10 protein-coding genes are annotated in these 12,104 nt (G+C 65.5%); 6 read left to right on the forward strand and 4 right to left on the reverse strand.

Annotated elements, in window-relative coordinates; genetic code table 11:
- Window positions 1-3 precede the first annotated feature (3 nt).
- Together H5T65_00560 and H5T65_00565 are read right to left on the reverse strand one after the other, a co-directional pair.
- Window positions 4-1,653, reverse strand: a complete 1,650-nt coding sequence (locus H5T65_00560; protein MBC7257717.1) for a glycerol-3-phosphate dehydrogenase/oxidase — start codon at window positions 1,651-1,653, stop codon at window positions 4-6.
- Between the two features lie 3 nt (window positions 1,654-1,656).
- Entirely contained in the window at window positions 1,657-3,330 is a 1,674-nt protein-coding gene (locus tag H5T65_00565; protein ID MBC7257718.1) for an FAD-binding oxidoreductase, read from the reverse strand.
- A gap of 294 nt (window positions 3,331-3,624) precedes the next feature.
- Between H5T65_00565 and zwf the strand changes: the two genes are divergently transcribed.
- Window positions 3,625-5,154: a glucose-6-phosphate dehydrogenase gene (gene zwf, locus H5T65_00570; GenBank protein MBC7257719.1), complete on the forward strand. Its 1,530-nt coding sequence runs from the start codon at window positions 3,625-3,627 to the stop codon at window positions 5,152-5,154.
- Window positions 5,144-5,911, forward strand: a complete 768-nt coding sequence (gene pgl, locus H5T65_00575; GenBank protein MBC7257720.1) for a 6-phosphogluconolactonase — start codon at window positions 5,144-5,146, stop codon at window positions 5,909-5,911. Before zwf ends, pgl begins: the two co-directional genes overlap by 11 nt.
- Here pgl and murB read toward each other — a convergent pair.
- The gene (murB, locus tag H5T65_00580; GenBank protein ID MBC7257721.1) at window positions 5,859-6,803 is read right to left on the reverse strand and encodes a UDP-N-acetylmuramate dehydrogenase; all 945 of its coding nucleotides are present in this window, start codon (window positions 6,801-6,803) and stop codon (window positions 5,859-5,861) included. The genes pgl and murB overlap by 53 nt on opposite strands.
- The gene (locus H5T65_00585; protein ID MBC7257722.1) at window positions 6,800-7,387 is read right to left on the reverse strand and encodes a hypothetical protein; all 588 of its coding nucleotides are present in this window, start codon (window positions 7,385-7,387) and stop codon (window positions 6,800-6,802) included. Before H5T65_00585 ends, murB begins: the two co-directional genes overlap by 4 nt.
- 269 nt (window positions 7,388-7,656) lie before the next feature.
- Between H5T65_00585 and H5T65_00590 the strand changes: the two genes are divergently transcribed.
- From H5T65_00590 to H5T65_00605, 4 genes are all read left to right on the forward strand, one after another.
- Window positions 7,657-8,589: a sugar ABC transporter permease gene (locus H5T65_00590; GenBank protein MBC7257723.1), complete on the forward strand. Its 933-nt coding sequence runs from the start codon at window positions 7,657-7,659 to the stop codon at window positions 8,587-8,589.
- Window positions 8,586-9,422 (forward strand): carbohydrate ABC transporter permease, encoded by an 837-nt coding sequence (locus H5T65_00595; GenBank protein ID MBC7257724.1) that lies wholly within the window; start codon window positions 8,586-8,588, stop codon window positions 9,420-9,422. Before H5T65_00590 ends, H5T65_00595 begins: the two co-directional genes overlap by 4 nt.
- Window positions 9,423-9,580: 158 nt before the next feature.
- Window positions 9,581-11,014 carry an ABC transporter substrate-binding protein gene (locus tag H5T65_00600; GenBank protein ID MBC7257725.1) on the forward strand — a complete coding sequence of 478 codons (1,434 nt, stop codon included), beginning with the start codon at window positions 9,581-9,583 and terminating at the stop codon, window positions 11,012-11,014.
- Between the two features lie 141 nt (window positions 11,015-11,155).
- Window positions 11,156-12,100 (forward strand): hypothetical protein, encoded by a 945-nt coding sequence (locus H5T65_00605; protein MBC7257726.1) that lies wholly within the window; start codon window positions 11,156-11,158, stop codon window positions 12,098-12,100.
- Window positions 12,101-12,104: the final 4 nt, after the last annotated feature.

Genomic DNA, 12,104 nt, shown 5'->3' on the forward strand with positions numbered 1-12,104 from the left:
GCGCTATCGCCACGCCTGCGTCAGCGCGACCTGCCGCTCATATTCGCCCAGTTCGCGCTCCACATCCACCGCCGCCCAGCCCAGGCGCGGCGCCAGCAGTTCGGCCACGGCCCTGGCCCGGTTGAGGCCGCCGCCCGGCGTCTCGTAGATGACGTGAGTGCGGCGGATGAGCACGTCGCACAGACTCATGGCCATCTCGTGCTGCACGGCATACAACGGCTCGGCCATCAGGTAGGGCAGTTCCGGCACGATGCGCTCGCCGAGCGCGGGGTTTTCCTCCACATAGGCGGCGATCCAGGCCGCGTCGGCCCCGTACGTGTCCACGAGATGGGCGTGCGCGTCGGCGTCCCCCATCCAGGCCGCGGCGTTCCCCACAATCTCGCATCCCGGCAGGGACTTGCGGGTGGCGCAGGGACGCGCGGCCTCAACGCCGTGTTCTTGCGCCAGCACCCGCGCCGCCAAGTCCACAATCTGCTCGGCCATGAGGCGGTGGGTGGTGAGTTTGCCGCCGGCAACGGTGATGAGGCCCGACGGGCTGCGGTAGATTTGGTGCTCGCGCGACAGGGTGTAGGTGCCGCCCTCGGCGTAGATGAGGGGGCGGAGGCCAGCGAAGGTGCTCACAATGTCGGCTTCGCTCACCCGCGCGCTGGGGAAGTTGTGCGCCAGGGCCTCCAGCAGATAGGCGACATCCTCGCGGGTCGCGGCGGGGGCGTCCAGGTCGCCCGTGTAGTCGGTGTCGGTGGTGCCGGCGATGGTGTGTTGGCCCCAGGGGATGAGGAAGGCGTGGCGGCCGTCGCGAGGCGAGTCAAAGGCGATGGCATGGTGGCTGGAGAGGCGCTCGCGCCGGAAGACCAGGTGGATGCCCTTCGTGGGGCGTATGGTGATGCCCTTGTAGTTCGGATCCTGCTGGCGGATGGAATCCACCCAGACGCCCGTGGCGTTGACGACGACGCGGGCGCGGACTTCAATGTCGCGACCCGTGATGCGGTCGCGCACCCACGCGCCCTGTACCTTGCCGCCGGCCAGGCGCAGCGCGACGACTTCGGCGTAGTTGGCGACGACCGCGCCTTCGGCATGGGCGGCCTTGGCGATGAGCATCGTCAGGCGGGCATCGTCGGTGCGGGCGTCGTAGAACCGCGCCGCGCCCAGAAGCCCCGGCCTGGTCAGCAGCGGCTCGCGGGCGCGCGCTTCATCGGCGCCCAACCAGCGGTGGCGCTGGACGTTCTGGAATAGCCCCAGCGCGTCGTAGAGGGTGAGGCCCAGGCGCAATTTGATCGGGCCGGTCTTCTGGTCGCTGTACACGGGGTACAGGAAGGGGAGCGGCCTGACCAGCCTGGGCGCGATCTTGCGCAGGCGCCGCCGTTCGTTGCAGCATTCCAGCACCAGCCCGAATTCGTAGTTCTCCAGATAGCGAAGCCCGCCGTGGATCATCCGCGACGAGCGGCTGCTGGTGCCAAAGCCGAAATCGCGCTTTTCCACCAGCGCCGTGCGGTACCCGCGAAGGGCCGCATCGCGGGCCACGGCCACGCCTGTAATGCCCCCGCCGATGACCAGGATGTCAAACGTGTCCGACGCCAGGGCGTCCAGGTTCTCGCGGCGGGTCGCGGCCGAGAAGGGGCGCGGGCAGGTCAGGGAGAACGACAGGTCGGGCATGGGTTACCTCCCGTCTGCGAACAGGATGCCCGGGTTCAGGATGCCTGCGGGGTCCAGGGTGCGCTTGACGGCCCGGAACGCCTCCACTCCCAGAGGCCCCACTTCGCGCTGGAACCATGAGGCATGGTCGCGGCCGATGCCGTGATGATGGCTCAGCGTGCCGCCCGCGCCCAGGATGGCCTCGGTGGCGGCCCGCTTGATGGCCCACCACTGCTGCTCCTCCTGACCGGGTGCTTGCCTGCCCAGGAACGTGGCGTACAGCGACGCGCCCCACTCGTATACGTGCGAGACGTGCGTCATCACGTAGCCAGGGCCGCCGTCGGCGTCGCGGATGGCGGCGCGCAGGGCCTGGGTCATGGCTTCGTACAGCCGCAGGAGGTTGGCCCAGGAGGTGGCGGTCTCCAGGGTATCTACGAAGATTCCCGCGCCTAGGAGGATGTCGCGCAGGTAGGGCTGGGCGAAGCGTTCGCGCTTCCACGATTCGCCGACGGAGCGGCCAACCGCGAGGCCGCCGTGGGCTTTGCACACCGGCGCGGCCCGTTTCCACGCCTGCTGCGTGGCCTTCACGTCGCCGTCGTAGCCCAGGATGAGGACGCAGGATCCGCCGGTGAGGCTGTGCCCCTTCATCCGCAGGTAGGCTTCGGCTGCCGCGTCGCCCAGGGCCTTCAGCCCACTGTGCGTGTGGGCCAGCATGGCGAACCCCGCCGTCTCGCTGGCGTCCGACAGGCGCGCGACGGTGGGCTTGGGCCCGCCCTGGAGCAGGTCGCGCAGGGTTGCAAGGCCATCTTCCAGCGAGCGGAACAGGAACCCGCGGTAGTCTTGCACCTGGGGCCGGGGGTGAATCCGCACCGTGGCTTCGGTGATGACGCCGAACACGCCCTCGGAGCCGATGAGCAGGTGCAGGAGGCTGGGGCCGGTGGCAGTGGCCGGCGCGTCGCGAGTGTCCAGGACGCCCGCCGGGCTGACCATCTGCACGGCCTGCGTCATGTCTTCAATCTTGCCGTACCCCGTGGAAGCCTGACCCGCGGCGCGGGTAGCGATCCAGCCGCCCAGCGTGGAGAACTCAAAGGATTGCGGGAAGTGGCCCAGGGTGAAGCCCTGCGCGTTGAGTTGGGCTTCCACCTCCGGGCCCGTGGCGCCGGCCTGGATTCGGGCGGTGCGGGAGACGCGGTCCAGCGCCAGGAGGCGATCCATGCGCGCCAGGTCCAGCGAGATGGCGGGGCGCGGGCCGGGTTCCGGCTCCACGCCGCCCAGCACGCTGCTGCCGCCGCCGAAGGGCACGACGGCGATGTCGCGGTCGGCGGCCCAGGTCAAAAGCGCGGCAATCTGGGCCTCGTCCGCGGGGTAGACGACCGCGTCCGGAGGATTGGGGACGATGCCCGTGCGCACGCGGATCAGGTCGCGGTACGACTTGCCGAAGGCGTGCTCCACGCGCGCCCGACGGTCCACGAGCACCGCCTCGTCGCCGACGATTCCGCGCAGCGCGCCGATGTCTGCATCGCTCAGGCGCGGGGGGCGCAGGTCCATGTCGTCCAGGAGCACAGGCGGGGAGTGGGTGATGTCATCGGGCAAGGCGAGCCATTGGCGCAGAGTGGGCCAAAGTCGGGGGCGATTGTCCAGGGAGTAGGTCTGGTCCAGCGTACCCCACCCCCACCATCGCAGGTTGGGAATATCCATGGCAACCCCTCCCTTCTGGGTTATGCCGTTGTCGCAGGTTGCGGGAATCGGGGATATTGTAGCACGCGGGGGCGTGGCGCGTCAACCGCGCCGTGGCGGCGATTCGGCTCCGTCTTGTGTTGGCGACCAAGGCGCGACGCGCTTTCGGAAGTGCGCCGCGCCTATGCCCACGGCACGACCAACAGGCTTTGGAACCGAGTCGCGATGGCGCACGTTTTGCCACGCAACCGTGGCTTCACAATCGCCGCCGAGCAGGGTATAATGGGCCAGACGTGTTTGGGTGGGAGGGCGACAATGGCGATGGAACCGAAGGCGGGCGAAACCAGGCGGCCCGTGCCGCCCTTTACCGTGGTCATCTTTGGGGCATCGGGCGACTTGACGCGGCGCAAATTGGTGCCCGCGTTGCACAGCCTGTGCTGCGCGGGCTACCTGACACCTGGGCGGGAGATTACGGTGGTGGGCGTCGCGCGCACGCCGATGAGCGATGCCGAGTTCCGCGCGCGGTTGTGGGACGGCGTCGCCGCCTACGCTCGGCTTACGCCCGTGCGGTGCGAATCGTGGGAGCGCCTGGCGGCCCATCTTCGCTACTTCCAACTGGACTACGGGTCGGGGGAATCCTATGCGGCGTTGCGTTCCTTCCTGGCCGCGTTGGACGCGCAACGCGGCGTGGGTGTCGGGCACGGGCGCTATCTGTTTCACCTGGCCACGCCGCCCGACCTGTACGTTCCCATCGTGGAGCGACTGCGCGATTCGGGCCTGTCGCGGTCCGAGCATGGCTGGGCGCGGATTGTCATAGAGAAGCCCTTTGGCCGAGACGCCCGAAGCGCCCATGACTTGAACGTTGCGCTCCATTCGGCCTTCCCCGAAGAAGAAATCTACCGCATTGACCACTATCTCGGCAAGGAGACGGTGCAGAATCTGCTGGTGTTCCGTTTCGCCAATGCCATCTTTGAGCCGCTCTGGAACCGCAACTTTGTGGACCACGTTCAGATTACGGTGGCCGAGTCGGTGGGAGTGGGGCATCGGGGCGGGTACTACGACGGCGCGGGCGTGCTCCGCGACATGTTTCAGAATCACGTGCTGCAACTGCTGACGCTGATTGCCATGGAGCCGCCGGCATCGTTTGACGCCAAGATGTTCCGCCAGGAGAAGGTCAAGGTCCTGGAGACGCTGCGCCCTATCCTGCCCCAACAGGTTGGCGCTTTCACCGTGCGGGGCCAGTACGAGGGATACCGCGCCGAGGAGGGCGTGGCCCCTGACTCCCAGACCGCAACCTTTGGCGCGGTCACGGCCCATGTGGACAACTGGCGCTGGGAGGGCGTGCCTTTCTATCTCCGTTCGGGCAAGCGCCTGAAGACGAAGACCACCGAGATTGTCCTGCAATTCAAGCGCGCCCCTCACCTGGTGTTTCGGCGGGGGGATGGCGAATCGGTGCCCGCCAATCGGCTGGCCTTCTGCCTGCAGCCCGATGAGGGCGTGCACCTGGTGTTTGAGATCAAGTCGCCCGGGTTCGGAATGGCCACGCGTTCGGTGAACATGGTGTTTCATTACGCGCGCGAGTTCGGCCCGGGCCGGTTGGCCGAAGCCTACGAGCGTCTCCTGCTGGACGCGATTCAGGGCGATCCTTCGCTGTTCGCTCACTGCGACGAGATAGACCGCGCGTGGGCGTGGATTGACCCCATCGTGCAGGGCTGGGAGCAGGGTGGGGCGCCGCTTGAGGGCTACGCGGCCGGGTCCTGGGGGCCGGAGGGGGCTTCGCGCTTGCTGGCTGCCGACGGCCGGGCGTGGATGACCTATTGCGCGGGTGGCGGTCATGAGTCCTAGGCTGGTTGTCGCACCCACGGCCCAGGACGTGGGCGAGTGCGTGGCCGCGATGATCGTCCGTGCGGCGCAGGGCGCGGTGAGCCGTCGGGGGCGGTTTCTCCTGGCGCTGTCGGGGGGACGGTCGCCGCTGGCGGCCTATGCGCGGCTGGCTTTGGCCTCGGGCATGCCCTGGGAGCGCACGCACCTGTTCTGGAGCGATGAGCGGTGCGTGCCGCCGGGCCATCCGGATAGCAACTTTGGGGCCGCGAATGCCGCGCTCCTGTCGCGCGTCCCCATCCCGCCGGAACAGGTGCATCGCATCCGTGGCGAGGAAGACCCCGCCGCCGAAGCCCGCCGGTATGAGGCCGTGCTGCGGCGTGTGGCGGGCGAAGACTTGCCGCGGCTGGATGTGATCTTGCTGGGGTTGGGAGAGGATGGGCATACGGCGTCGCTGTTCTCCGGAAGCGCGGCGCTGGACGAGCGGACGCGCCTAGTTGTCGCCGTGGCCGCGCCATCCGAGGGGATGCACGCGCGCATCACGTTCACGCTCCCGCTGATTGCGGCGGGGCGGCGCGTGGTTTTCGTCGTTACGGGCGCGGGCAAAGCCAGGGCGGCGGCGCGCGTTCTGGAGACGCAGGAGGCAACCCTGCCTGCGACGCGGGTGGCGGCGGCGCGGGCTGTGTGGGTGTTGGACGAAGAGGCGGCCCGCGATTTGGGCGATGCGCTCAGGCGAGCCGGGCGCCGGGCGTGGGCGCGTCAAACTCGCCCACGAGTTTGATCTCCGGCTCCAACCACACGCCGAAAGCCTCCCACACGCGCCGCTGGATTTCGGCCATGAGGGTAGCCACATCGGCCGCGGTGGCCCCGCCGGTGTTGACGATGAAGTTGGCATGCTTGGGCGAGACCAGCGCGCCGCCCCGCCTCATCCCCTTGCAGCCGGCTGCTTCTATCAGGCGGCCGGCGGCGTCGCCCGGTGGGTTGCGGAAGACGCTGCCCGCGCTCCACGAGGTCAGCGGCTGGCGCGCCTTGCGTTGCGCCTGGAAGTCGGCCATGCGGCGGGCGATGTCCTCGGGCCGGCCTGGGGTAAGGGCCAGACGCACGCCGACGACGATTATACCTTCGGCCAGGGCGCGCGAGTGGCGGTACGCGAAGTTCATCTCGGTGTTGGTCAGCGAGCAGGCTTCGCCCGACGGCAAGACGCAATCCACATCGCGCACGACCGCTGCGATGCTTGCGCCGAACGCGCCGGCGTTCATGGCGACGGCTCCGCCTGTGGAGCCGGGGATGCCGGCGGCGAACTCCAGTCCTGCCAGACCCGCCTCGGCCGCCTTGCGCGCCAGGGCCGGCAGGGGATAGCCCGCACCCGCTTCTACCGTCTGGCCCGATATGCGTAGCCAGGACCATGCTTTCCCCATGTGGATGACGAGGCCGTTGTAGCCCGCGTCGCCGACAAGGAGGTTCGTGCCCCTGCCGAGGACGAGCCAGGGGAGGCGCTCATCGGCGCAGAAGGCCAACAGTTGGCGGAGGGCCTCGGCCTCGGGCGGTGTGGCGAACAGCAGGGCCGGCCCGCCGATGCGGAACGATGTGTGCGCCGCCAGAGGCTCGCCAGTGGTGAGCCAGGCGGCGCGGAACAGGCGCAGCGCACGGGCTTGCACCGACTCTGCGCTCATCGGGCTGTCCTGCGGCGGGCCAAGAAGGCCAGGCCGGCGGCGATGAGAGCCAACGCCACCGCTCCGGCCCCAAGGATGACGACGCCAGACGCAGCCCCAGGCGCGGGCGTCGGCGTGGCTGTGGGCGCGGCGGTTGGCGGTACGGGTGTCGGCGTTGGCGTGTCGGTGGGCGTCGGCGGCTCCGGCGTGGGCGTGGGCGGCGCGGTAGGAGTGCCCGTCGGCGTGTCGGTCGGCGTGAAGGTGGGGGCGGGCGTTGGCGTGCGCGTGCGGGTGAACGTGGCCGACGGCGCGGGCGTGTCCGTTGGCGCGGGAGTGTCGGTGGGCGGGGGCGGCGCGGGCGTGTCGGGCGGGCGCGTCGTCGGCGATGGCGGGAGGGGCGTCGGCGATGGCGGCTGCGGCGTGGCGGTGAACGTGGGCGACGGCGGGATGGGCGTGGGCGTGCTGGTGGGCGCGCGTGAGGGCGTGCGCGTGGGCACCGTCTGGTTGAGCGCGTGCGTCCGACTCCACGCGCCCGGGACGGAAGCCCACAGCACGATCGTCATCATCGCAATGGCCAACTTCCATACGCTTGCGGTCGTCCTCACCTCGCGGCCTCCCGGATGGAATCGCGTCGCGAAGAATTATACCGGGTGCGCCGTTGCGCGGCAAGTGGGGCGCGGAAGCGAACATTGCAGAAGGGTAGTTTTTCGCAATGGATTTGACAATACAGACCGCTTCTGATATACTTACGTGTGCAAAGATACTCTAGTGGCAGGTTGTCCGGTGCCCACCCAGGGTCTTTGTGAGGGGCTGCGTCCTCGCCCTTTGCTTTCCGCTTTAACAGCAGTTGCAAATCCTTGCACAGGAGCGGCACATGGCAGTGCTCACGCGGACACGTTCTAGTATCGCGCAAGCGCGAGCGAAGCAGCGACGCCGCGAAATCAAGCAGTGGATTACCGCGTTCCCTTATCTAGCGCCCTCGCTCGCCCTGTTCGTGATCTTCGTTTTCGCGCCGTTGGTGCGCACGGTTATTCTCAGCATGTATGCCACCAATCCCATCGGCCAGATGACCAAGTTCGTCGGGCTGAAGTGGTTCCAGCGGTTGGTGGAGTCGCCGGTGTACGCCAATAGCCTGCTGGTAACCCTGAAGTTTGTGGCCTATACCGTGCCGGGAGTGCTGCTACTGTCCCTGGCGCTGGCGACGCTTGGAAACCTGCGACTGAGGGGCATCTCGTTCTACCGCGTTGCCTTCGCCATCACCATCTCGGTGTCGGGCGCGACGGCAGCCCTTATCTTCATGTTCCTGTACCACCCGGTCATCGGCACCTTCAACTACGTCATGCAAATCATCGGCGTGGGCAAGATCCCATGGCTGACGGACACGCGCTGGGCGCTGATTTCGGTGGCGATCCCGCGCATCTGGCTGCAGACAGGCTTCGCCACCGTCGTGCTGTTGGCGGGCATGCAGGGTATCTCCGAAGAACTGTACGAGGCCGCGAAGATTGACGGTGCGGGCTTCTGGCACAGTTGGCGCCATATCACGCTGCCGCTTATCTCGCCGAGCCTGTTCTTTCTCCTCGTCGTGACCACGCTCAATGCGTTCCAGACGTTCACCGAGGTCAACGTGCTCACCGCCGGTGGGCCGGTGGATTCCACACAGGTGGTGGTGCACGAAATCTACCGCAGTTTCTACTTCAACGGTCAGTACGGCTACGCTTCGGCGCAGGCGCTGGTGTTGTTTGTGATCATCCTGATTCTGACCATCATCCAATTCGGCGTCATTGAGAAGAGGGTGCACTACGCATGAGCAAGCACAAGTTTGCGCAGGTTCTCGGGAAGGTCGCCCTGTACCTGCTGCTCACCATCGCGGCCATCGCCATCCTGTTCCCGCTGTACACGGGGTTCGTTACGTCGCTGCTTAGCGCGAAAAACTTGGACACCTATCCGCCGAAACTGGTGCCGCTGGATTTCCAGTGGCAGAACTACAAAGAAGCGCTCCGAATGGCGCCGCTGCTGCGATTTGTTCTCAACAGTTTTATCCAGTCAGGCGGCGTGATGATCTCGCAACTGGTTCTGGCGAGTTTGGCGGCGTTCGCGTTCGCGTTCCTGCCGTTCAAGGGCAAGCAGTTCATGTTCATGGTGTTCCTTTCCACCATGATGATCCCGTGGGAAGCGACGATCATTCCGAACTACCTTTTCATCCAAAAGATCGGGTGGGACGATACGTACCTGGGGCTCATCGCGCCGTTCATGGCGACTGCGTTCGGCACGTTCCTGATTCGGCAGTTCTTCATGAGCCTGCCTAAGGATCTGTACGATGCGGCAATCATAGACGGGTGCAGCAACCTGCGCTACCTGCTCACCATCGCTGCGCCGCTGGCCCGCCCAGCGTTGGGCACGCTGGCGGTGTACAGTTTCCTTCAGACCTACAATCAGTACTTCTGGCCTCTGCTCATCACCAACAGCACCAACATGCGCACGGTGCAGATTGGCATCAAGATGCTGCAGGAGTTTGAGCGCGAGGCCTGGAATGTGGTGATGGCCGGCGTGGTGATCGTGATGATCCCGACGCTGGTCTTGTTTGTCCTCGCCAACCGGCAACTTATCCGCGGCCTGACTGCCGGTGCCCTGAAAGGCTAGAGCATTGCTACCCCGCGTGGCGCTGTCGTCGTTGCTTCGTCATGGTCTTGTGAACGTGTGCACAGGAAGGAGGTGATGCGGACGGGAGAAGGATGTATCGGTTTGGAGTTCCACAAGGAGACATGACAAAACTATTCGTTACGAAAAGGAGAAGGACAATGAAACGAACGCTCTTCGCTGTTGTGGCTGTGGTGCTTGTTGCCACCATGGTGCTGACGGCGTGCGGTCCCAAGGCGACGCCTGAGCCGACGAAGCCGCCCGCTCAGCCGACGACCCCTGCGGCTCAGCCTACGACGCCGCCAGCCCAGCCGACGACCCCTCCGGCGCCAAAGGAGCCTGTGAAGATTGACTTCTGGTACGCCATGAGCGGCAGGGGAGGCGACGCCATTCAAGAGCTGGTCAAGCGCTTCAACGAGTCCCAGAACGAGGTCTTTGTTACCGCTACATATCAGGGTTCCTACGACGATGCTATCACCAAGTTGAAAGCCGGTCTGCAGTCCAAGGACGTGCCCGCGGTCGTGCAAATCTACGATATTGGGCTGCGCTTGCTTATTGACCTGAACGTCGTCAAGCCGGTGCAGGACTTCATTGACGCCGAGAATTTTGACGTGAGCGACATTGAGCCGGCCGTGCGTAACTATTATACCGTGGATGGCCGGCTGTGGCCCATGCCGTTCAATACGTCCAACCCGGTCTTGTACTACAACAAGACGATGTTCAAGGAGGCCGGCCTGGATCCTGAGAAGGCTCCGCGCACCTGGGCCGAGGTTACCGAGGCCGCCCGCAAACTCACCAAAAAGGACGCATCGGGCAACACTGTCCAGTATGGCTGCGCCTTTGCACTGTACGGTTGGTTTGTGGAGCAGTTCATCGCCGTACAGGGCGGCTACTACGTGAACAACGAGAATGGCCGCGCCGCTCGCGCCACCGAGGCGACTTTCAACGGCCCGGAAGGGGTGAAGTTGCTGGAATGGTGGAAGAGCATGATTGACGAGGGCATTTGCGCCAACCTGGGCCGCAAGACCGCCGACACCAAGAAGGCGTTTGACTCGGGCGTGGTGGCGATGACCTTGGACTCCACCGCTGGCCTCCGCGACCGTGTGGATGCCGCCGAGGGCAAGTTTGAACTGGGCGTTGGGTTCCTGCCGCGCTCCAGCGAAGAGGATTTCAAGAAATCCGGGACCATCATCGGCGGCGCCGCCCTGTACATCCTGAACCTGAGGCCGCCTCAGGAACAGGAAGCCGCGTGGAAGTTCATCAAGTTCATGGTCAGCGCCGACTCGCAGGCCTTCTGGCACATCAACACCGGGTACTACCCCATCAACTCCAAGGGATACAACCACCCAGATGACATCGCCTGGCGGCAGAAATACCCGCAGTTCCAGGTGGCCATTGACCAACTGCATGCTGCGCCCATCAACAGCTACACCGCGGGTGGCCTGATCGGCGTCTTTCCTGAGGCGCGCCAGACCGTGGAAGCCGCGCTGGAGGAATGCTTCTCCGGCCAGGCGACCGCGAAGGAAGCCCTGGACAAGGCCGCGGCCAAGGTTACCCAGGCGATCAAGGACTACAACGACACCGTAGCGCCGTAACGCCTCTCACCCACAGAGCGTTCTGTGGATGACACCGTTTGGACTGCTGGAGCGCCGCTTCAGCAGTCCAAACTTCTTGTAGAGTTTGTCATTGTCTGCTATCATTGCTCCGCGCTGGGGCTATACATTGGAGGACGACCGATGACCACAATTCGCAGAGTATCCTCGCTCATCACCCTGCTCGTGGCCGCTGCTGTGCTGTGCCAGGCGCTGACTGCCTGTGCCGCGCAGCCTACAGCAGCGCTGACGGCTATGCCAACCGCGCCGATTCCGACGGAAGCGCCTTCCCCAACTTTGGCTCCCTCGCCCACGGCCCCCGCCTGGCCCCATATCCTGGTCGTGGCGCATAGGGGCGGCGCGGCGCTCGCTCCGGAGAACACGCTGGGCGCCTTCGCCAACGCGCTCAACATCGGCGTGGATATGGTGGAGTGCGACGTGCACTTGTCCAAGGACGGCGAACTTGTCGTGATGCATGACCCCGACCTGGCGCGCACCACCGACGGCAAGGGGTTCATCTATCAGATGAACTTCGCGGACATTCGCAAGTTCAACGCGGCGGCGAAGTTCAAGGGCGCTCCCTGGCCCGCCGAACCCGTACCCACATTGGGCGAAGTGCTGGATTTGGTCAAGGGCAAGGCCCAGGTGCAGATAGAGATCAAGGTGGAGAAGATCTTCGGTCGCTATCCCGGCATTGAGCAGAAGGTAGTTGACGCAGTCAAGGCCCGCGATATGGTAGACGATGTGATTATTATCTCGTTTGATTTTCCCACCATCGTGGAAGTGAAGAAGATTGACCCGCGCTTCAAGACCGGCGCGTTGCTGAGCAACACGACGCTATCGCTGAACGCCGCCAAGCCCCACGAGCAGTTTGTGGCCGATGTCATCGCGCAGACGGGCGCGGACTATATCATGCCGTCGTCGGCAGGCGTGTCCGACTTGCTTGTGAACGCCGTGCACGCGCGCGGCCTCAAGATCGGTGTGTGGACGGTGAACAGCCCGGGGGAAATGCGCCGTATGGCCGAGTGGGGCGTGGACGCGATTACGACAAACGACCCAATTGAACTCAAGAAGGTCTTAGGCAAGTGAGGGA

It is taken from the genome of Chloroflexota bacterium, assembly GCA_014360805.1.
Taxonomy (GTDB): Bacteria; Chloroflexota; Anaerolineae; order DTLA01; family DTLA01; genus DTLA01.